This window comes from Streptococcus sp. 27098_8_148 (assembly GCF_041432105.1).
In the GTDB taxonomy this organism is placed as follows: domain Bacteria; phylum Bacillota; class Bacilli; order Lactobacillales; family Streptococcaceae; genus Streptococcus; species Streptococcus parasanguinis_AE.
Genome location: NZ_JAPVYY010000007.1, coordinates 85,685 through 106,631, shown reverse-complemented (window position 1 = coordinate 106,631; position 20,947 = coordinate 85,685). Strand labels below are relative to the sequence as shown.

Genomic DNA, 20,947 nt, shown 5'->3' with positions numbered 1-20,947 from the left:
TTATTGGGGGAGTAAATCTGGGATGGTATAAACATATTCACCATCTTTTGAAAAAGAATACTTAGCGCGTGCATATTTTGTTGCATAATCATCGTCTTTTAATTTTTTAGCGATGTCTTGTTGGTATTCTTTTTGTTCACTTGTTTCTTTATACTCTTTTTCCAACTGTTTGTATTGTTCTTTTTTATCTTGTAGCGATTGATAGCTCTGGGCTAAATTATAAGTTGGAAGAATAAATAGTAACATGACCAATATCAAGACGAGTCCCAGAAAACGATTGCGTTTTTTTCTTTCTTCTTCTAAAAAACGTTTTCGCTGACTTTCGTCTTTGATATATTTATTGTTCATTTGAACGATATTTTTAGGCATCTTCTTCTATCCTTGTTTCACTAATTATTTCATACATTTTGGATGCATCTTCTTTTTTTGTACTATCCAACATTTCCAAGACTTTAACCGTCAATACTTTATTTCCAAAACGAACTTCAATTTGATCATTCACTTTCAAATCCGTTGAACTTTTGGCTAATACTCCATTGACTTTGATTCGTCCTTTATCTGCAACTTCCTTTGCAACAGGACGACGCTTAATAATGCGAGAAACTTTTAAATATTTATCTAATCTCATACTGTCACCTCTAACATAGTATTGTATCATTTTTTATACATAAAATGCGAAAAATGAGCTAAGAACTGCTAGTCCTTTTCTTTTTCCTGTTTAATTTCCAATAAGGTTTGACCAAATTGCTTCAGAGCTTCCAAAATTTCAAAATCTTTCTTATTTCGAATATCGAAGATCACTTCAATCAATCCCTTTTCTTCTGCAATCTGTGCCTTTAACTGTGTCATTGACAGAGCTTTGAAATAATCCTGTGTTAAAAACAGTTGTTTGGCAATAGGTTCAAATTTCACTGTCACTTTTTGTTGTTTTCTTTCAACAAGACGGACAAAGACTTGATCCAAGTAAGCTTTCACTAAACCAATTTCAAGTAGGTAGGCCACAACATCTGGGTATTCTCCAAAACGATCGATCAATTCATCTTGCAAGTATTCATAGTCCGTTGCAGAATTCATTTCACGAATTTGTTTGTAAATTTCAATTTTTTGACGTTGATCTGAAATATATTCATTAGGTAAATACGCATCTATTTGAAGGTTCAACTCTGCATTACTCTTTTGCCTGCGATGCTCTTGGCCTTGTTTCTTAGCAATAGCTTCTTCTAACAATTGAGAATACATTTCAAAACCAACTGAATCGATGAAACCAGATTGAGAAGCTCCAAGGATATTTCCTGCTCCACGGATTGATAAATCTCGCATAGCAATTTTAAATCCAGAACCCAACTCAGTAAAACCTTTAATAGCTTCTAAACGTTTTTCAGACACTTCTGTAAGAGATTTGTCTGGACGATACATCAAATAAGCATAAGCAATTCGATTGCTTCGTCCCACACGACCTCTTAGTTGATAAAGCGTTGAAAGTCCCATATGATCCGCATTTTCAATAAAGAGTGTATTGGCATTTGGAATATCCACACCTGTCTCAATAATGGTTGTCGTCACTAGGACATCGTATTCGCCATTTATGAAATCCAACAGGGTATTTTCCAGGCGAACTTCACTCATCTGGCCATGAACAAAGCCAATCGAAGCCTCTGGAATCAACTCTTTTAATTCAGACACCTTTTGTTCAATTGTATCTACCTTATTGTAAAGATAATAGGCCTGTCCTCCACGATCCATCTCCCGCAACACAGCGTCTCGAATAATGGTTGGATTGGTCTCTAATACAAAAGTTTGCACAGGATACCGATTGGTCGGAGGTGTTTCGATGACAGACAAATCTCGAATTCCTAGCATAGACATATGAAGAGTTCGAGGTATAGGGGTAGCTGTCAAGGTAAGCACATCCACCTTTTTTTTCAATTCTTTCAAGGTTTCTTTGTGCTTCACTCCAAAACGTTGTTCTTCATCAATCACGATTAAGCCTAAGTCTGAAAAAACAACATCTTTGGACAAGAGCCGGTGAGTTCCAATAATAATATCCACTCGTCCTTTTTTCAACTTTTCAAGCGTTTCTTTCTGCTCTGCCTTACTCTGGAAACGACTTAAAACAGCAACCTCTACTGCAAAAGATTCAAAACGCTCCTTAAAATTGGCATAATGTTGTTGGGCAAGAACAGTGGTAGGAACCAACACTGCTACTTGTTTATGATCATTTACTGCCTTAAAGGCTGCTCGCATAGCGACCTCTGTTTTCCCAAAACCGACGTCTCCAACCAGCAATCGGTCCATCGGACGATTCGATTCCATATCTTTTTTAATTTCTTCAATGGAACGTAATTGGTCATCTGTTTCAATATATGGAAAATCTTGTTCAAAAGCCTCTTGGTTTTCATCATCTTTGGAATAGGCAAAGCCTTCTAATTGACTACGCTCCGCATAAAGTTTTATCAAATCATCCGCAATGTCCTCCACCTGGGTCTGAACCTTTTGCTTCGTTTTTTGGAAACGCCCATCATTTAACTTATTAATTTTTGGCGTTTTTCCATCACTTGCAACGTATTTGGACAACATCTGAATCTGATCGACAGGAATCGAGATGCGATCTCCATTTTGATATTGAATTGAAACATAATCACGATGGACACCCGAAATTTCAATCGTTTCAATTCCCAAATATTGACCAATACCATGAATTTGGTGAACAACATAGTCCCCTTTTTCCAGTTCATTATAATTTTTTAGGCGTTCTGCATTGGAAATATTTTGCCTGCGAATCTTTCGTTTGATCTTTTTCTGATAAATCTCTGATTCTGTAATATAGACAATTTTTTCATCAACAAATTGAAAACCGTGAGCTAATCCTCCAACGACTAATTGACTAGCTTGAGGAATGATCGTATCCCCATCAATATAATCTAATCGAATCCCATACTCTTCTAAATTTTTATGGAGCTGTTGAAGATTGTGATGAGAAGTTGCTTGGACAATAACAGTATAGTTTGATTTTCGATACCGTTCAATTTCCTCTTTTAGTAAATCAAATTGTCCAAAAAACTCCTGCATGGGATATTGATTGAATTGATACAAATGATCAAACTTCAGATTTCCCAATCCTTTTTGAAAGTTTGAAAAATAAGTTGCAGGCGTATATTTTCGTAATGTTGTACTGGTGTCTGCAAAATACACTTGGCGAGAAGAAGCTCTATTTTTATGTAAATCTTCCGTCAAGAGATTAGCTGTATCTAGTTCAAATCTCGCTATTTGATCGGCTATTTTTTGATAATCATCCAGAAAGACTGGAGTGTGTTTAGGGAGATAATCGAATAGGGTATATTGCTTCTCGTAAAAGAAACTAATAAATTTTCTAAGATCCGGATGGAGTTTCCTTTGAGAAATATCTCCCAGAATTTCTGCTAGATAAGATTTAAATTCTTCATTTGCACTCTGTTCTTGCAATTGTTCTATTTGCTGCTGACCACGTATAAAATCTTCCTCTTGCAACAATAGATCACTCACTGCCTTCAGTTGAACTTCTTCAACATTTTCAACAGAACGCTGACTTTCTGGGTCAAAGATTCGGATTCCATCAATCTCATCTCCGAAAAATTCAATCCGATAGGGTTGGAGTTGGTCGATCTCAAAGATATCTAAAATATCTCCTCGTAGACTAAACTCTCCCTGTTGCAAAACTTGGCTCACCTTTTGGTAGCCAATCTTCTGTAATGTTTCACTCAGAGTAGTTAAGTCTATTTCTTGACCAACCTTCAATTGAAAAATGCTAGATGCAAAAACTTTAGGAGAAGGTAATAGTAGTTTTATACCACTCACATTGGTCACAAGGATGCCTTGACGATCCTCTTGACATAAAAAGTGCAAAGCCTCTAATCGTGAAAATTGCCTTTCTTGTGAAGCAAAAACAAATTCTGCTAAAGGGTTATCATCTCCCAAAAATGTATGGACTTTCTCTTCTCCAAGTAAAGCAATAAAATCACTGGCCAATCGTTCTGCTTCGTTATAACTGGAAGTAATGAGGACTGCTTTTTCAATAGAATCAAAGGCTGAAGCCATTACAATAGCCTTTGTGGTCGCAGACAATCCTAAGATCAATTCCCTATTATTTTTTTGCAAACCTTGTTGCCAGGATAGAAGGTTGGAGTTTTGACTCACTAAATCAATTACATTCATCTACTTACCCGTTGTATTTCTGCATGCTTCTTTCAAAATTTTCTTCTACCAAGTAATCGTTAACCGCTTCTTCTACTCGATCGATTGTTTGTAGAATAGTGATGTAATCGTCTTTATCAAATTTTCCTAATACATGATGAACAACTGACATGCCCTGCTTAGGTCTTCCAATTCCAATCTTAATTCGATAAAAAGTCTGAGTTCCAATATGATTGATAATCGATTTGATTCCGTTATGACCTCCAGCTGATCCTTTCGCTCGAAGACGAATCTTGCCAACTTCCATATCTAAATCATCGTAAATAACCAAAAGATCTTCAATATCCAGACCATAATAAGTCAGAAGGGCATGGACTGCTTTTCCACTCTCATTCATGAAAGTGGTTGGCTTTACAAAATAGACCTTTTCGCCATTTAAAAATGTTGAGGCAATATCAGCTTGAAAAATTTTATCATGGGAGAAAGTAAGATTTAAAGACTTTGCCATTTGATCAACTAACATAAAGCCTACATTGTGTTTCGTTTCAAAATACTTATCACCTGGATTTCCCAATCCAACAATTAATTTCGTCATCTCTTTCCTTTCAAAACACTAAAAGGGTTGGAAATATTTTTTCCAACCTTTACATTTTTTTAACTCTCTTATACATTAAAACGGAATTCCATGATGTCCCCGTCTTGGACAACATATTCTTTTCCTTCTTCGCGCAAGCGTCCTGCTTCTTTTACAGCCTTTTCAGAACCGTATTTAACTAAATCATCATAGGACATGGTCACGGCACGAATAAATCCTTTTTCAAAATCAGAGTGGATGATTCCAGCAGCTTGAGGAGCTTTCATACCACGTTTGAAGGTCCAAGCACGCACTTCTTTTTCACCAGCTGTGAAATAAGTGCCAAGTCCCAACAAGTGGTAAGCTGCACGCGTGAGTTTATCAACTCCAGACTCTGTTAGGCCAATTGCCTCTAAAAATTCTTGTTTATCTGCATCATCTAGCTCAGAAATTTCTTCCTCAGCACGCGCAGAAATCACCACGACTTCCGCATTCTCTGTTGCCGCAAAGTCACGAATTTGCTTCACATACTCGATAGAATCTGGATCTGCAACAACATCTTCATCCACATTGGCTACATAAAGAACTGGTTTGGTAGTCAAAAGGAAAAGTCCTTTCACCACTTTTTGTTCTTCCTCAGTGAATTCAATGGTCCGAGCTGATTTACCATCTTCAAGAACTGGTTTGATTTTTTGTAGAACATTAAATTCCGCAACAGAATCCTTATCTTTTTGTGTACGAGCGATTTTTTCTACACGCGCATAGCGTTTATTGACAGACTCTAAGTCAGCTAAAATTAATTCTAAATTGATGGTATCAATATCTGCTAGCGGATCAACAAAGGCATCTTCACGACCTTGCTCCCGCATGACATTTTCATCATCAAAAGCACGCACTACATGGACAATGGCATCTACTTCACGGATGTTAGCCAAGAATTTATTACCAAGTCCTTCCCCTTTAGAAGCTCCTTTCACAATCCCAGCAATATCTGTAAATTCAAAAGTAGTCGGAACTGTCTTCTTAGGAGTAATCATTTCCGTCAATTTTTGGAGGCGTTCATCTGGAACTTCTACCATCCCAACGTTTGGATCAATGGTCGCAAAGGGATAGTTTGCGGCCTCTGCTCCTGCTTTTGTAATTGCGTTAAATAGGGTTGATTTACCAACGTTTGGTAAGCCAACGATACCTGCTGTTAATGCCATTTTTCTTTTTCTCCGTTCAAATTTCAATCTCTTTTATTATAACATAATTCAAAAGACAAGTGATGAAAAATGAAATATTTCATCACCTTTGAAACTAGATTTTTTCATCAAACTGTAACGTTCTAAAAAGATAAAAATGGTATACTATATTTAACAATGAACAAAGGAGTTTTTCAGATGAAAAAACAAACATGGAAATCTATTTTTCTTTCTTTAATCGCTATCTTTACTCTCTTTCTTCTTGGAGCTTGTGGACAACAATCTGTTCAAAAATCCTATCTTCAGGCAATCAACCAAGAAAAGAAAACAGATGTTCGTATTACACTAGAACATAAAGGTGATAAAGCGATCAGTAACCAAACCACCACTACTATTTATTACAAAGAGGCGGGAGTTACGAAAGATCAATTAAAGGAAATGATCGATAAATATGATGAAGAATACAAAGATGTCAAAGGATTTACACATTCTGCTGAATATAAAGATGATTATATGGTTGAAAAAACAACACTAAATTATGAAAAGGCAGACTTAGATCAGCTAATTGAAAAGAAATTAGTAACGACACAAAAAGATAAAAAAGTCGACTATATCAGCTTCAAATCAACTTTTGATATGATGAAACAGGGTGGTTTCAAAGAAGTTAAAAATGGAAAATTTGAAGAATTAAAATAATCGAAAAGGTTCGGTCACATAAGTGACTGAACCTTTTATAGTACTTTCTTCATTTTCTGTTCAAAATCATGGCGACTCATCATGACCACATGATCACAATTGCTACACTTGATTTTTATGTCTGCACCAAGTCGCGTAATTTCCCAACGATTTGCCTTTTTGCCTGTTTCTTTAATCACACAAGCGTGAGGCTTTTTCATTTCTACAAAATCACCTAACGTATACATGATTCACCTTTGTTAATTTGTGCGAACTGGCGTAATCAATTGAATGAACCCTTGTTCATTTCCTTCTGGAACCAATGTAAACGGTCTAACAGAAGAAATAAAACGAATAACAACTTGTTCACTGTCAATAGCTTTGAGCGCTTCAATCAAATAAGTTGGATTAAAGCTAATAGACAAATCCTCTCCTGAAACGGCGCTCGTATCGATCTCTTCATTTACTCGCCCAACTTCTGGTGAATGAACGTGAGAAGAAACCACTCCATTTTTGAACTCTAATTTAACCGTTCCGTTTTGAGTCGCATTTGAAAGAAGACGAGCACGCTCCATTGCAAATCGAAGGTTGGCCACATTGAAGGTTGCCTCTGTATTGAATTCTGTTGGAATGAGACGGTCTGTATCAGGATAATTTCCTTCTAGCAAACGGGTATAGAAACTAATGTGTTCACTTCTAAATAGGATTTGATTGTTAGCAAAGAAAACCTCAACTGTTTCAATATCATCAGAAAAAACAGAGGTGAATTCACGAAGAGAGCGACTTGGGATGACAACATCAAAGTTGTCTCCATTTTTCTCCAGTGTAATCACTTTTTGACTCATACGGTGAGAGTCTGTTGCTACTGTTTTTAGCTCTTTATTATCCGATAGAACAAAGTGAACACCTGTCAAAATTGGCCGACTTTCTTGTACACTTGCTGCAAATGCTGTTTCATTAATTAATTGTTTTAATAATTTTGTTTCCAAAACTAATGGATTACTTGCAGCAATTTCTTGAATCCGTGGATATTGATCTGCATCTTTTCCTTTAAGTGTAATTTCTGATTTTCCACTTGTTAAAAGAACCTGTTTTTGTTCAATCTCTTTAAAATCTAAAGTAACATCTGGTAAACTTGAAACCACATTAATAAAGAAAGTTGCTTCTAATAAAATAGAACCTGGAGAGGTCACCAATAAACCAGCATTTTCATCTTTAATAGAAATAAAGTTTTCAATTGAAATTTGGCCATTTGATCCAGATAAGGCAACTCCTTCTGGAGTGACATCAATTTTTATCGTGGAAAGGATTGGGATAGCATTTTTTGAACTGATCGCTCTTTTGGTAGTATTTAGTGCTTGTAAAAATAAAGTTTTGTTAATAGAGAAATTTATCATGGTCATTCCTTTTATTTATTTTATGATTAGTAAGTTAATAGTAATAGTAGGTTGTGTGGAAGTTGTGGAAAACTCTCAGAATCCTGTCTATGACTTGAAAAGTTACTTGTTTAAAAATTGTGTATAACCCCTAGAAGTTAAGAGGAAGTTATCCACAGATTAATTTAACTTTTTCTTGATACTTTGAATTTCGAGTCTTAGATTATCATCTGTGTCGACCATACTTTTAATTTTTTCATAGGCATGAATGACAGTCGTGTGGTCTTTCCCACCGAATTCTTTTCCGATTCGAGGAAGTGAGTTGTCCGTCATCTCTCTTGAAAGATACATAGCTACTTGTCGTGCTAGGACAATATTTTGAACCCTTCGCGAACCTTTGATTTCTTTTACACTGACTCCATAAAAGGCTCCAACTGCTTCCTGAATTTTTTCAATGGGGATGACAAGCGTCTTGCTATTATCGTTTTTACGAGCTCGAATAGCTTCAGCAGCAACATCGATCGTAATTTCTTTTAGTTTTTTCACCTTCGCCATTAAAGAAATATCATTTAAGGCACCTTCTAAGTCTCGGACATTTGAATCAAACTGACCTGCTAGATATTCCAGTGTGTCATTAGGAAAAATATAGTCTAGATCTTCAATTTTATTCCGTAAGATGGCAATCCGAGTTTCAAAATCAGGTGGTGTTATATTTTGCGTTAGTCCCCATTTGAAACGAGTAACCAGCCGCTCTTCAAGACTATCTAAATGATCCGGACTTCGATCGCTTGTTAGAACAATCTGTTTGTTGTCGCTATGGAGGGCATTAAAGGTATTAAAGAATTCCTCTTGAGTCGTGACTTTTTTCCCGCCAAGTGACTGGATATCATCGATTAGTAAAAGATCAAGACTTCGATAGGTATTCTTGAACGTCTTCATTTCTCCTAATCGAAGGTGTTCTAAAAATTCATTAATAAAGGTTTCTGCTGGGACATACTTAACCCGTGCATTTGGAATATTTTCTAGGATTTGATTTCCAATTGCGTTCAATAGGTGAGTCTTTCCAAGCCCTGGTCCACCATAGATAAAGAGAGGGTTGTATGTTGTTGCAAGATTTTCAGAAACTGCAAGCGCTGCTGCTTTCGCCCAAATATTTCCATCCCCTTGCACAAAATTATCAAAGGTGTACTTTGATTTCAGACCTGTATCAATTTTAGGCAACGGTTCGGTTGTTAAGCTACCTGAAGATAATCTCCTATTCTCACTGATATGACTACTAGGAATTTCTTCGGTATCTTCAAAAACGAAATGGAACTTCAAATCTGTATTGTAGACTTCAAAGCTGGCTGTGATCAAAGCATTTTTTAGATTTGTTTCCCAAAATAATTCTTTATAATTTCCATCAAGATAAATGGTAGCCGTCTCTCCATCGATTTTTACTAATTTTGAATCGGCGACAAAAAAATCATAGGCACTATCTTTTAGTTGTAATTGGGCTAATTCTAAAAAACGAGACCAAAATTGCTCTTCTTGTGACACTATCAGACTTCCCTCCTTTTCTTGAATTGTATCAAATCATACGTACTCCTATTCTACCACAAACAAAAATAGTTTTCCACAGGCTAAATTTCATGAAATTAAATTATAGTTTTAAACTTTTTCCACAAGTTGTGGATTTAAATTCACATTGTTTTTAAAAGTTATCCACAAAGTGGGGATAACTAGTGAATATCCTTATTTTTCTGCTATTTACAAAAGATTTTTATGGTGGAAAAGCTTGTCAATACAAAAAATAAAAATAACAGCCTTATTTAAGGCTGTTGATAATTCGTTGGTATTCATCAAGACTAGAAAAAGAAATTTGGATAGTTCCTTTATTTTGAGAAGAGGAGTGTATCGTCACATCTGTTCCTAATATTTTTTTCAATCGTTGTTCCTCTTCTAGTAGGAAGCTCTCTTTTGCTTTTTTATTTTTCTGTTTTCTTTTTGAACTGATCTTATTTTCTAATGTTCGAACATTTAAATGATCCTGTTTGATTCGCTCCAACCAAAAGCGCTGCTCTTCTTCATCAAGAGGAACAAGAACACGCGCGTGAGCCGAAGAAATATCATTTTGAATGACTGCTTCTTGAACAGAGGGAGCTAGATGTAACAAGCGAAGCATATTGCTGATATAGGGTCTAGATTTCCCCATAAATTGAGCGATTTGGTCGTGCTTATAGCCATGATCAACTAGCTTCTGGTAGGAGATAGCTTCTTCAATTGGATTGAGATCTTCTCGTTGAAGATTTTCAATAATGGCTTGTCGCATCATTTCTTGATCTGTTAACTCTTTAATAATCGCAGGAACAAGCTCTAATCCAGCAATTTTTGAAGCTCTAAAACGTCTTTCACCTGCAAGCAATTCAAAACCAATTATTGGAGATTTTCTGACAATAATTGGTTGAATTAAGCCATTTTCTTTGATTGACTGAGCCAGTTCTTCTAATTTTTCTTGATCAAATACTTTTCTTGGTTGGAAAGGATTGGTTCGAATGTCCTTTACCGCTATTTTTTCTAATTTTTCCATCTTATGAATAGAATAACACACCTTTACAAATTCGTAAAGGTGTGTTTACAAGTATGTCAAGAAAGTGAAAGTTAATCGCTCAGATCCTCAGTTGATTTTGTCAACTTGATAGAAGTTGTTTGTTGTTTTCCATCACGATAGAATGTGACCTTGATCGTATCATTGATTTGGTGAGAATAGAGGGCGGATTGTAAATCTGCCGTTGACTCGATATCTGTATCATCGATCTTTGTGATGACATCATAACGTTGCAATTTATCTGAAGCAGGCATATTTTCAAGTGTTGAACGAACTAGTACTCCTCCAGAGATTTTTTCAGGAAGTTTTAATTGGCTTAAATCAGAAGTTGAAAGGTTGGATAAATCCATCATTTGGATTCCAAGAGCTGGTCGAACTACTTTTCCTTTTTCTTCTAGTTGCTTGATAATATTGACAACATCATTTGCAGGAATTGCAAATCCCATTCCTTCTACTGAAGTTTGTCCGTTATTTGAAATTTTACTTGAGGTAATCCCAATGACTTGTCCTTGAATATTGATTAATGGACCTCCAGAGTTTCCTGGGTTGATGGCTGCGTCTGTTTGTAGGGCGCGTGTAGAGATATTTTGTCCATTATCGGCTTTCAATTTCACATTGCGGCCTTGGCTGGAAATAATTCCTTGGGTAACAGAATTAGCATAATCTGTTCCAAGAGGGCTACCAATTGCAATTGCAGTCTCACCGACTGTTAATTGGTTTGAATCTCCGAATTCAGCTACTGCCTTTGCTTTATCCGCACTAATACGAACGACTGCAATATCAGAATAGACATCTGACCCAACTACTTCTCCGGGGACTTTATTCCCATCTGCTAAAAGAATATCTACTTTTTTAGCACCATTGATTACATGGGTGTTGGTAACAAGGTAGGCATATTTTCCTTCTTTTTTATAAATGACCCCAGAACCTTCACTAGAAATTTGTGAATCAGAGTTTTCTTCTTTTTCAAATAACCCTTGATTCGAAGAATCAGAATAAGTAATCACAGAAACTACAGCATTTTTCACCTTATCTACGGCCTCACTAGTTGAGGTTGTATTTTTATAAGCTGTTTTAACAGTGGTTGAGTGTACTTGCTTACTTTCAGTATTTGAAGTAGAAGAATGAGAGGTTTGTAAGGTTAAAAAGGTTCCAAGAATCCCACCTAGAAAACCTACAACGAAAATAAGGGTTATGTTTCCAAGTTTTTTCAGTAAATTAGATGAAGATTTCATATTTTCCTCCTAAGGATATCAAATTGTCTAAAGTATAGAAAAACTTTCTTAATTATATCTTAAATAACTAAAGTTATCCACAAATTGTGGATAAGTTGTAGAATTTAGTTGAGAAATGGCTTTAAAAAGGACTTTATAGAATAGATTTCCTTTCTATAGCTGTGGATTATTTGTGGAATTGAAGAATTATGCTACAATAGGGGAATGAAAATTAAATTGATAACCGTTGGAAAATTAAAAGAAAAATACTTAAAAGATGGGATCGCGGAGTATATTAAAAGGCTTGGTCGATTTGCAAAAGTAGAACAGGTTGAGTTAGTTGATGAAAAAACTCCAGATCGTGCCAGTCAACTCGAAAATCAACAAATCCTTGAAAAAGAGGGGGAACGAATTCTCTCTAAGATTTCAGATAAGGAATATGTGATTGTATTAGCCATCGAAGGAAAACAATTTCCTTCAGAGAAATTTAGTCAAACGATTGACCAGATTATGACATCTGGTTATTCAAACCTTACTTTTGTTATTGGAGGCAGTCTTGGTCTGTCTCTTGAAGTGAAAAAAAGAGGAAATCTATTAATGAGCTTTGGTCAATTAACTCTTCCTCATCAGTTGATGAAATTAGTGTTGGTGGAACAAATCTATCGTGCTTTCATGATTCAACAAGGGAGTCCTTACCATAAATAACCTTGACGCTCCTTCCTTTTTCTGCTAAAATGAAGTAAGTTCGGTCTCATAGCTCAGCTGGATAGAGCATTCGCCTTCTAAGCGAACGGTCGCAGGTTCGAATCCTGCTGGGATCAAATGAAAGATGCAGCTTTTGCTGCATCTTTTCTTTTATGTAAAAATGTATAAATTTTCATCATCTATTAATTTTTGTATAATTCACTATAGACAAATAGTAACGGAATGATTTATTAGGAATATTTTTAAAAAGAACTAACAATCCCTATATAGTGCAAAGTGTAGATTATATAAATTGTGTAAAATAGTTTTCATTCATGTAACAAAAACATTAAAAACATTACAATTTTACCTATTCCCTTTAATTTTAGGCTATTTTATATTATAATTTTTTGTATATAAAATTTTATTTTTTTATAATAATACTAGAGTATAATAAAATAGAAAAAACAAAGTGGGAGAGTTTGTGTGATTCAGTCATTAATCTTGTCTTTTCTCTTGGGAGGGATCATTGTTCTGACGTTTGCATTAGTGGACGAAAAAATCTATCAGGAACATCAATTTGCATTTATCTTTCTTCTGAGCACCTTTGTTCTTCTTTTTGAAAGTCTCTTAGTATTTTTAGATGTGACTTTATTTTCAAATATTCGACTCTCTGATTTAAATATGCTCTTATGGCCGGTTTATTTATATCCTTATTATCATTATGCCAATCGGACGAATCGCTTGTGCGCCATTTTTTATTCTTTTTTTACTTATTTAGCGGTTGAAGGAACAGCAACTTTTCTGACGATAATTGTCTCTTCAGTGTTGGGAGATGCTTTAGTAGCAGCTTACTCGATTGTCTACAATATGTGTATTCGTTTGCTTTCTTTAGGAATCATTTTGAAGTTAATTGACCTATTTGAATTTGATTTCACTCCTTTTTATGAGAAAGAATTTGAAAAATATTTAAAGAGACTCATCTGTGTCTATTTTGCTATATTTGTAGTGATTAATTTTGCTTTATGGATTAGTGAACAAGCGCAATTTAAAAATTTTGGGAGTATGTTGGCAACGATTTGTTTTTTCTCTTTTGTAGTCAGCTTATTCCATATGAAAATCGAGCGAGATCAGTATCGTAAAAATTTAGAACTGGAGTATAAAGAATTTTCTGAGCAACAAATGAGTCGGTATATGGCTGAAATTCAAAGTCTCTATTCTATTGTTAGGGGATTTCGTCATGATTTGGGAAATTTAGTTATTTCTATGTCATTAGCTATTGAGGAAGAAAATATTCCAGAAATACAGAGAATTCATAGAGAAGTATTGGAAAAAGGTTATAAAGAGATCAATACAGAAGCATTATCAGGATTCAACTTGGTCAATATCAAAGATTCTGCTTTACGAAGTATTTTGATTCGAGGCTGGTTGGATGCAAGAGATGCTGGGGTGGAAATGACTTTTGAAACGAGTGAACCAATCGAGCAACTACCAGTTGATTTATTAGATATCGTGAGAATCGTTGGGATTCTGGTGACAAACGCTTTGGAAGCTTCAAAAGAAGCAGAAGAAAAGAGAGTTCATATTGCTATTTTCTCTATTTCAAAAATTGTTTACTTAGTGATTCATAATACAACAAATGAAATCACTTTTGATATTAGAAAAATATATGAAGAAGGCTATTCGACAAAAGGAGAAAATAGAGGACTAGGATTAAATAATGTGAGAAAAATCTTAGCAAATTATGGAACGATGTTTTTAGAAACGGAATTGCAAGGAAATCGTTTTTTACAAGTTTTGAAGATTGGAGGATACGAACAAGAATGAAGATTTTTTTATTAGAAGATGAGCTCTCTCAACAGATACGGGTAGAAAAACACATTGCAGAAATTGCTAAGGAATTAGAAATTAAACTTGAAGTGATTTCTACCGGTAAAATTTCGGAATTTGAAAATTATATCCAACATTCGGATATCCACCAATTATATTTTCTAGATATTCATATCCAAGACAATGAGTATTGTGGGCTGGAAATTGCTCAAAAAATACGAGAAGCAAATCCTTATGCCATTATTGTTTTTATTACTACAAAATCAGAATTCGCTTCGATTACCTATCGTTATAAAGTATCTGCCTTAGATTTTATTGATAAAAATTTGAATGAAGATTTATTTAGATTAAAAATCAAGGAGTGTATTGAGTACCTAACAACTATTCAAATTGGAAATGATGATTTGACAGATTATTTTGAGTATGACTTTAAGGATAAAAAGATAAAAATTCCATTTAAGGATATTCTCTATATTGAAACTGTTGGTTCGGCTTATAAATTAAACTTAGTTGGGAAAAATTTTCAAAAAGAAATTGCGGGAAGTTTATCAGATGTCTTGGAGAAAGATGTGGAGGAGAGATATTTCAGTCCCCATCAATCTTTTATCGTGAATAGAAGTATGATCATTGGAATGGATAAGAAAAAGAAACAGCTGCTGTTGAAAGAAGGGTATTCTTGTCCAATCTCAAGAAGCAATATCAAACGTGCCAAAAAATTAATTGAAGAGCAAAATTTAGAATTTAGTGCTTGACAATTAGTTAAATTTTGATATAATGGGATATGTTCTGTTAATGAATATATGGTCCGTTGGTCAAGGGGTTAAGACACCGCCTTTTCACGGCGGTAACACGGGTTCGAATCCCGTACGGACTATATCTCATTCCGCCATAGCTCAGTTGGTAGTAGCGCATGACTGTTAATCATGATGTCGTAGGTTCGAGTCCTACTGGCGGAGCTAGTATAGCACCCATTTGGGTGTTTTTTTGTTTTGAAAAAGGCTAGGATAATGACTATCCTAGCCTTTTATTTATAAGTGAACGATGGTTAGATTCCTTAGCTTTTTCGTCTTTTTATTTGTCTCCATTCGTAGAGGAAAAAGAGAATGATTCCAACGAAAAAGGCAATGAGTCCTTCAATGAAGCCTTGGGGAACAAATGTTAAGGTGACTGTTCCGGATCCTTTTGAAACACGAACTCCCATCAATCCTTTCTGGATGCGATGAATTTGGATAGGCTTTCCATTTTGTTTAGCTGACCAGCCTTTATCATAAGGGAGTGTAAAAATAAGGGTAGTGTCTCTATTTGCGTTATAGGCTGCTACCAATTTGTTTTTCTTTTTGTGAATAGCAACTTCTTGCTGACGAATGCTAGCGATAGCTTGTGTGTATTGGTCAAGATCCAGAGCAAAAAATTCTGGTGTATCAAAGGAGACTGTCGAATTTTCGGGAAAACTCATACGAATAGTAACTGTTTCCTCTGTGTCAAAATGGCCAATCGAAAAGAATGGAAAGGCATTATCAATGGTATAGCGTTGGGTCTGTCCATTGTAGCTGATTTCAATATCTTTTCGATCATCGTTTGAAAATTGTAAATTTGGAACATTGACATATAGTTGGCTATGGGCAGGAACCGTTACTTCATATTGAATACTTGCGTAGGAAAGATGACTATCTTCTTCAATTTTTGCAGTTTGCAACGAAGATGTAGTATTTTGTGAAGTAGGCGAGAGAATATTTAATTTCTTATAAAATTTATATTTTTCATCCGTGATTTGATGGATGAATCGTGTCTGATTATCCAGTGTCAAATTCGTAAAGGAAGTATTTTTATAAGGTTTTGCTGACAGAAAGGCGATTGGTAAGGCATATTCGTTTTCTGAAAGTGAGACTCCATTTTTTGTTGCAATCTCTTTAAATCCAAATTTTTGAACAGGTTGTTGGCTTAAATTATAGCGAACACCAAATAGACTATCCATTAAAATAGAATTGTTTTGGTATCGAAGATTGAGGTTGGTTCCTTCAGATTTAAATCCTAGTTTGTCCAATGTCGAGCTAGCATCCGTATTTCGTACAGATGAAAATTGAGAAATTCCATTATAACCATACTTCATGCTATCATTGCCCGTTTGTGGCTGTAAAATCTCAGTCCGATAATTAGAGTCTGTCTTCTCTTTTACTAAGGATTGGATGGCTTTTAAGTCTCGTTCGTAGGATGACCGAGAAGCAAATACCCATTCATTCGCAATTCCTTCCATTTGATAATAACTATTCACCGATAATTCAAAGATGGAGAAAAACAGGATCGAAAGATAGAAAAGTCTAGGCGGTATCTTTTTTAGGATAAATCCTAAACAGACCAAATAGAAAGCAATTAAAAATTCAAAAGTAACAATAAAATTGACAGCATCTAAAAATTTATAGTGACTGCTGTAAAGGACAGTTGCTCCAAATCCTAGAATAAGGAGGAAATTAGCAAGACTAAAACGAATCCAAGTGATCTCCTCTATTCGATTTAGTACTTCTCCTGCCATCAGAATAATCGTCAAAGAAAAGATCCAAGAGTATCGATGAAGAAACATATTCGGCGCGTGCATACCTTGCCAAAGGAGATCTAATAATTGAAAACGAAAACTCAAAATAAGAATGGTCAAGAGTATAAAGTAAGAAAGTTTCACGTGAAACTTGATCGACTTTACAAAGAAAAAGGTGATCGCTAATAGAAGTGGAAATAATCCCACGTAGATCATTGGAATTGATCCATATTTAGTAGTGTCAAAACTTCCAATGAAATTTTTTGCAAATACGTCAAGATACCAACTTTTTTCTGTAAAGATACTGTCAACCTTTGAAAAACTTTCTCCATGAGTGCGTAAATCTAAGAAGGTTGGATATAACATCACAAGGCTTGTTATAACTGATAAAAGAGATACAATCACAAAATGAAAGAAGCGTTTTCCAATTCCTTTGATGTCCCATGACAGTTGTGTCAAGTACCATAAAATAAGAAAAATAGACATCATAAACCCAAAATAATAATTTTGGATAAACAAGCTGGTTAAGCTGATAAAGTAGAGAATCTCTCCCTCATTGTAAATGAGTTTTTTGAATCCATAAAGAATTAATGGTGCTAGGATAAAAACATCAAGCCAAGTTTTGATTTCAATTTGGCTGATAGCAAAGCTCATAAGAGCAAATGAGGTTGAAAGGGTAAGAACCAGGGATCTAGGAATTTTAGAAAACATTCCATGTAAACTAATATAAGTGCTTAACCCAATAGCTCCAAATTTAAGAAGAGTGATGAGGTAAACAGCATTCGGCATGGATTGTGCATTAAAGAAGAAGACAAGAGGAGAAAAGAAACTTCCTAGATAATAGCTACTGAGTGCATAGAAATTAATGCCTAGTCCACTTTGAAAACTGTAAAATAGGCTATCTGCCCCGTGTAAAATATTTCGAAGTGTGGTATCAAAAATGACATACTGATGATAACCATCTCCTAATAAGGGGGATGTATCACTGTTCCAGTAGATTCCTTGCGAGAGGTAAATAAAGAACATCATGATAGCTGGAATCAGGAAAGAAGATACTATAAAAAGGGATGTTTTTAGCTTTGTTTTATTCATATATTTCTACTGAAAGAGCCTGAAATCATTATTTCAGGGCTCTTTATTTTTATGATTGACTCCAAAGTTCTTTCACTTTTGCTTGAACTTCTTCATTTTCAAGAAACTCATCATAGGTTTCATCAATACGATCGATTACGCCGTTTTTTGAAAGAACGATAATATGGTTGGCGAGTGTTTGAATGAATTCGTGGTCATGGCTGGCAAAGATAATCGATTCTTTAAAATTCTTCAATCCATCATTCAAACTTGAAATAGACTCCAAATCCAAGTGATTGGTTGGATCATCCAGTACAAGAACATTTGACTTGAGGAGCATCAATTTAGACAACATGACACGAACTTTTTCTCCCCCTGACAAGACGTTGACAGACTTGTTAACTTCGTCACCCGAAAAGAGCATACGTCCTAAGAAACCACGAAGGAAAGTATTGTCATCTTCTTCTTTACTTGCAAATTGACGAAGCCAATCAAGAATACTTTCACCACCTGCAAAATCACGACTGTTGTCTTTTGGTAGATAAGACCGACTAGTTGTAACTCCCCACTTGACAGTTCCTTCATATTCAATATCATCCATCAATGCACGGATTAAAGCGGTTGTTTGAATATCGTTCTGTCCGATAAGCGCGGTTTTGTCACCAGGACGTAAGATAAAGCTGATATTGTCAAGGATGGTTTCTCCATCAATCTTGACAGAAAGATTTTCAACTGTCAAGAGATCGTTACCAATTTCTCGTTCTGCCTTAAAGTTGATAAATGGGTACTTCCGACTAGATGGAACAATTTCTTCAAGTTCAATCTTGTCAAGCATTTTTTTACGCGAAGTTGCTTGTTTTGATTTTGAAGCGTTGGCTGAGAAACGTGCGACAAACTCTTGTAATTGTTTAATTTTTTCTTCAGCTTTTGCGTTTCTATCTGCTTGTAATTTTGCTGCAAGTTCAGAAGATTCTTTCCAGAAATCATAGTTTCCGACGTAAAGTTTAATTTTTCCAAAGTCGAGATCCGCCATATGGGTGCAGACTTTGTTCAAAAAGTGGCGGTCATGGGATACAACGATAACCGTATTTTCAAAATCAATCAGAAAATCTTCTAACCAGGTAATGGATTGAATATCCAATCCATTGGTCGGCTCGTCCAAAAGAAGGACATCTGGTTTACCAAAAAGGGCTTTAGCTAAGAGAACTTTTACTTTATCCCCATTGGCTAACTCGCTCATAGTTTGATAATGAAGGTCTTCTGAAATATTTAGATTTTGAAGCAATTGAGATGCTTCACTTTCTGCTTCCCATCCACCAAGTTCGGCAAATACACCTTCCAGTTCAGCTGCACGGACGCCGTCTTCATCAGAAAAATCTTCTTTCATGTAGATAGCATCTTTTTCTTTCATAATGTTGTAGAGCTTTTCATTTCCCATAATGACAACATCGATGACCCGCTCGTCTTCGTAGTCAAAGTGATTTTGACGCAAAACAGACAAACGTTCATCAGGGCCAAGAGAAATATGACCAGTTGTTGGTTCAATATCTCCAGCTAAAATTTTTAAAAAGGTTGACTTTCCAGCACCGTTGGCACCGATGAGACCGTATGTATTTCCTTCTGTAAAGTTGATATTGACATCGTCAAACAATTTTCGATCACTAAAACGTAGTGAGACGTCTGATACTGTAAGCAATGATTTTCTCCTCTTTCTATAATGTCTTCATTTTACTAGAAAATAGGGGAAAATTCAACTTTTTTACTGTCAATTTGTTTTTACAATGATGTAAACGAAATTGACAGTTTAGTAAAGTGTTAATTCCTTACAAACATAGAGGATAGACTAACATTTTCAACTAGAAAGTGCTATAATGATAGGGATAACGATTAAGGAGAAGAGTATGACAAAACCCATCATTCTGACAGGAGATAGACCGACAGGAAAACTCCATATCGGCCACTATGTTGGTTCTTTAAAAAATCGCGTCTTGTTGCAAAATAAAGACGAGTATAATATGTTTGTTTTCCTAGCAGACCAGCAAGCTTTGACAGACCATGCAAAAGATCCAAAAACGATTGTAGAATCTATTGGTAATGTTGCTTTGGATTATCTGGCAGCTGGACTAGATCCTGAAAAAGTTACGATTTTCATTCAAAGTCAGATTCCTGAATTAGCGGAATTGACCATGTATTACATGAATCTAGTATCTTTGGCGCGACTTGAAAGAAACCCAACTGTAAAAACCGAGATTTCTCAAAAAGGTTTTGGTGAGAGTATTCCAACAGGATTTTTGGTATACCCTATTTCACAAGCAGCCGATATCACAGCTTTTAAAGCAAATTTTGTTCCAGTAGGAAATGATCAAAAGCCAATGATTGAGCAAACTCGTGAGATTGTTCGTTCCTTTAATCATGCATACAACACAGATACTTTGGTGGAACCGGAAGGGATTTATCCTGAAAACGAAGCAGCAGGGCGCTTACCTGGTTTAGACGGAAATGCTAAAATGTCTAAATCGTTGAATAATGGCATTTACCTAGCTGATGATGCAGATACTTTAAAGAAAAAAGTGATGAGTATGTATACTGATCCTGATCATATTAAAGTAGAGGATCCAGGAAAAATCGAAGGCAATATGGTATTTCATTACCTGGATGTATTTGGCCGTCCAGAAGATGTAGCTGAAATTGCAGAAATGAAAGAACATTATCAACGTGGTGGACTTGGTGATGTAAAGACCAAACGATATCTTTTAGAAATTTTAGATCGTGAATTAAGACCAATTCGTGAAAGACGACTTGAGTTTGCAAAGGATATGGGTGAGGTCTACTCTATTCTTGAAAAAGGAAGTGAGCGCGCTCGAAATGTAGCAGCTCAAACACTGGATGAAGTAAAATCTGCGATGGGAATTACCTATTTTAAAAAATAAAACGACTTCATTAAAAGCGAACATTTCTTACTGTTCATTGATAATTTACCAATAAATGATTGACAAATTGCCATAGAATGGTATGATATTAACAATAAAAATTCGAGCCTTGCTCAAATAAA

General features: G+C 35.4%; 17 protein-coding genes and 3 tRNA genes. 8 read left to right on the top strand and 12 right to left on the bottom strand.

Annotated features, from left to right (window positions below; translation table 11 throughout):
* From O3646_RS07475 to ychF, 5 genes are all read right to left on the bottom strand, one after another.
* Nucleotides 1-369: a septum formation initiator family protein gene (locus O3646_RS07475; protein WP_003009251.1), complete on the bottom strand. Its 369-nt coding sequence runs from the start codon at nucleotides 367-369 to the stop codon at nucleotides 1-3.
* Nucleotides 362-628, bottom strand: a complete 267-nt coding sequence (locus O3646_RS07470; RefSeq protein ID WP_003002258.1) for an RNA-binding S4 domain-containing protein — start codon at nucleotides 626-628, stop codon at nucleotides 362-364. The genes O3646_RS07475 and O3646_RS07470 overlap by 8 nt, the downstream gene beginning before the upstream one ends.
* A 68-nt stretch (nucleotides 629-696) precedes the next feature.
* On the bottom strand, nucleotides 697-4,191 hold the full coding sequence (gene mfd, locus O3646_RS07465) for a transcription-repair coupling factor (RefSeq protein WP_371610718.1): 3,495 nt from the start codon (nucleotides 4,189-4,191) through the stop codon (nucleotides 697-699).
* Between the two features lie 4 nt (nucleotides 4,192-4,195).
* Nucleotides 4,196-4,765: an aminoacyl-tRNA hydrolase gene (gene pth, locus O3646_RS07460; protein WP_003009246.1), complete on the bottom strand. Its 570-nt coding sequence runs from the start codon at nucleotides 4,763-4,765 to the stop codon at nucleotides 4,196-4,198.
* Nucleotides 4,766-4,833: 68 nt separating this feature from the next.
* Nucleotides 4,834-5,949, bottom strand: coding sequence for a redox-regulated ATPase YchF (gene ychF / locus O3646_RS07455; RefSeq protein WP_003010773.1), 1,116 nt, complete (start codon nucleotides 5,947-5,949; stop codon nucleotides 4,834-4,836).
* A gap of 177 nt (nucleotides 5,950-6,126) precedes the next feature.
* Between ychF and O3646_RS07450 the strand changes: the two genes are divergently transcribed.
* Nucleotides 6,127-6,624, top strand: a complete 498-nt coding sequence (locus O3646_RS07450; RefSeq protein WP_031574824.1) for a DUF1307 domain-containing protein — start codon at nucleotides 6,127-6,129, stop codon at nucleotides 6,622-6,624.
* Between the two features lie 35 nt (nucleotides 6,625-6,659).
* Here the strand turns inward: O3646_RS07450 and O3646_RS07445 are convergent, their stop codons facing one another.
* From O3646_RS07445 to O3646_RS07425, 5 genes are all read right to left on the bottom strand, one after another.
* The gene (locus tag O3646_RS07445) at nucleotides 6,660-6,851 is read right to left on the bottom strand and encodes a DUF951 domain-containing protein (protein WP_003002008.1); all 192 of its coding nucleotides are present in this window, start codon (nucleotides 6,849-6,851) and stop codon (nucleotides 6,660-6,662) included.
* 12 nt (nucleotides 6,852-6,863) lie between these two features.
* Entirely contained in the window at nucleotides 6,864-8,000 is a 1,137-nt protein-coding gene (gene dnaN / locus O3646_RS07440; RefSeq protein WP_021154169.1) for a DNA polymerase III subunit beta, read from the bottom strand.
* Nucleotides 8,001-8,159: 159 nt separating this feature from the next.
* Nucleotides 8,160-9,518: a chromosomal replication initiator protein DnaA gene (dnaA, locus tag O3646_RS07435; RefSeq protein ID WP_070664927.1), complete on the bottom strand. Its 1,359-nt coding sequence runs from the start codon at nucleotides 9,516-9,518 to the stop codon at nucleotides 8,160-8,162.
* 268 nt (nucleotides 9,519-9,786) lie between these two features.
* Nucleotides 9,787-10,548 carry a ParB/RepB/Spo0J family partition protein gene (locus tag O3646_RS07430; protein WP_023920003.1) on the bottom strand — a complete coding sequence of 254 codons (762 nt, stop codon included), beginning with the start codon at nucleotides 10,546-10,548 and terminating at the stop codon, nucleotides 9,787-9,789.
* 71 nt (nucleotides 10,549-10,619) lie between these two features.
* Nucleotides 10,620-11,801, bottom strand: coding sequence for a S1C family serine protease (locus O3646_RS07425; RefSeq protein ID WP_045760067.1), 1,182 nt, complete (start codon nucleotides 11,799-11,801; stop codon nucleotides 10,620-10,622).
* Nucleotides 11,802-12,005: 204 nt separating this feature from the next.
* On the opposite strand from O3646_RS07425, the gene rlmH reads away from it, so the two are divergent.
* From rlmH to O3646_RS07395, 6 genes are all read left to right on the top strand, one after another.
* Nucleotides 12,006-12,485, top strand: a complete 480-nt coding sequence (gene rlmH, locus O3646_RS07420; protein ID WP_045760066.1) for a 23S rRNA (pseudouridine(1915)-N(3))-methyltransferase RlmH — start codon at nucleotides 12,006-12,008, stop codon at nucleotides 12,483-12,485.
* 42 nt (nucleotides 12,486-12,527) lie between these two features.
* A tRNA-Arg gene (locus O3646_RS07415) sits at nucleotides 12,528-12,601 on the top strand.
* A gap of 349 nt (nucleotides 12,602-12,950) precedes the next feature.
* Entirely contained in the window at nucleotides 12,951-14,291 is a 1,341-nt protein-coding gene (locus O3646_RS07410) for a GHKL domain-containing protein (RefSeq protein ID WP_201037400.1), read from the top strand.
* Nucleotides 14,288-15,046 carry a response regulator transcription factor gene (locus O3646_RS07405; protein ID WP_003009229.1) on the top strand — a complete coding sequence of 253 codons (759 nt, stop codon included), beginning with the start codon at nucleotides 14,288-14,290 and terminating at the stop codon, nucleotides 15,044-15,046. Before O3646_RS07410 ends, O3646_RS07405 begins: the two co-directional genes overlap by 4 nt.
* Nucleotides 15,047-15,096: 50 nt before the next feature.
* Nucleotides 15,097-15,168, top strand: a tRNA-Glu gene (locus tag O3646_RS07400).
* 8 nt (nucleotides 15,169-15,176) lie between these two features.
* Nucleotides 15,177-15,250: transfer RNA gene (locus tag O3646_RS07395), tRNA-Asn, on the top strand.
* A gap of 98 nt (nucleotides 15,251-15,348) precedes the next feature.
* Here O3646_RS07395 and O3646_RS07390 read toward each other — a convergent pair.
* Both O3646_RS07390 and O3646_RS07385 read right to left on the bottom strand, forming a co-directional pair.
* Complete coding sequence (locus tag O3646_RS07390; RefSeq protein ID WP_371610717.1) at nucleotides 15,349-17,916, bottom strand: YfhO family protein; 2,568 nt, start codon at nucleotides 17,914-17,916, stop codon at nucleotides 15,349-15,351.
* A gap of 49 nt (nucleotides 17,917-17,965) precedes the next feature.
* On the bottom strand, nucleotides 17,966-19,591 hold the full coding sequence (locus O3646_RS07385; RefSeq protein ID WP_371610716.1) for an ATP-binding cassette domain-containing protein: 1,626 nt from the start codon (nucleotides 19,589-19,591) through the stop codon (nucleotides 17,966-17,968).
* Between the two features lie 205 nt (nucleotides 19,592-19,796).
* Between O3646_RS07385 and trpS the strand changes: the two genes are divergently transcribed.
* Nucleotides 19,797-20,825, top strand: a complete 1,029-nt coding sequence (gene trpS / locus O3646_RS07380; protein ID WP_049486041.1) for a tryptophan--tRNA ligase — start codon at nucleotides 19,797-19,799, stop codon at nucleotides 20,823-20,825.
* Nucleotides 20,826-20,947: the final 122 nt, after the last annotated feature.

What these genes read in the sequence shown, in the direction of transcription:
- O3646_RS07405 (WP_003009229.1), top strand. Translation starts at nt 14,288, where the DNA reads ATGAAGATTTTTTTATTAGAAGATGAGCTCTCTCAACAGATACGGGTA.
- O3646_RS07425 (WP_045760067.1), bottom strand. Translation starts at nt 11,801, where the DNA reads ATGAAATCTTCATCTAATTTACTGAAAAAACTTGGAAACATAACCCTT.
- O3646_RS07390 (WP_371610717.1), bottom strand. Translation starts at nt 17,916, where the DNA reads ATGAATAAAACAAAGCTAAAAACATCCCTTTTTATAGTATCTTCTTTC.
- O3646_RS07445 (WP_003002008.1), bottom strand. Translation starts at nt 6,851, where the DNA reads ATGTATACGTTAGGTGATTTTGTAGAAATGAAAAAGCCTCACGCTTGT.
- mfd (WP_371610718.1), bottom strand. Translation starts at nt 4,191, where the DNA reads ATGAATGTAATTGATTTAGTGAGTCAAAACTCCAACCTTCTATCCTGG.
- pth (WP_003009246.1), bottom strand. Translation starts at nt 4,765, where the DNA reads ATGACGAAATTAATTGTTGGATTGGGAAATCCAGGTGATAAGTATTTT.
- O3646_RS07450 (WP_031574824.1), top strand. Translation starts at nt 6,127, where the DNA reads ATGAAAAAACAAACATGGAAATCTATTTTTCTTTCTTTAATCGCTATC.
- O3646_RS07470 (WP_003002258.1), bottom strand. Translation starts at nt 628, where the DNA reads ATGAGATTAGATAAATATTTAAAAGTTTCTCGCATTATTAAGCGTCGT.
- trpS (WP_049486041.1), top strand. Translation starts at nt 19,797, where the DNA reads ATGACAAAACCCATCATTCTGACAGGAGATAGACCGACAGGAAAACTC.
- O3646_RS07430 (WP_023920003.1), bottom strand. Translation starts at nt 10,548, where the DNA reads ATGGAAAAATTAGAAAAAATAGCGGTAAAGGACATTCGAACCAATCCT.
- dnaN (WP_021154169.1), bottom strand. Translation starts at nt 8,000, where the DNA reads ATGATAAATTTCTCTATTAACAAAACTTTATTTTTACAAGCACTAAAT.
- ychF (WP_003010773.1), bottom strand. Translation starts at nt 5,949, where the DNA reads ATGGCATTAACAGCAGGTATCGTTGGCTTACCAAACGTTGGTAAATCA.
- rlmH (WP_045760066.1), top strand. Translation starts at nt 12,006, where the DNA reads ATGAAAATTAAATTGATAACCGTTGGAAAATTAAAAGAAAAATACTTA.
- O3646_RS07475 (WP_003009251.1), bottom strand. Translation starts at nt 369, where the DNA reads ATGCCTAAAAATATCGTTCAAATGAACAATAAATATATCAAAGACGAA.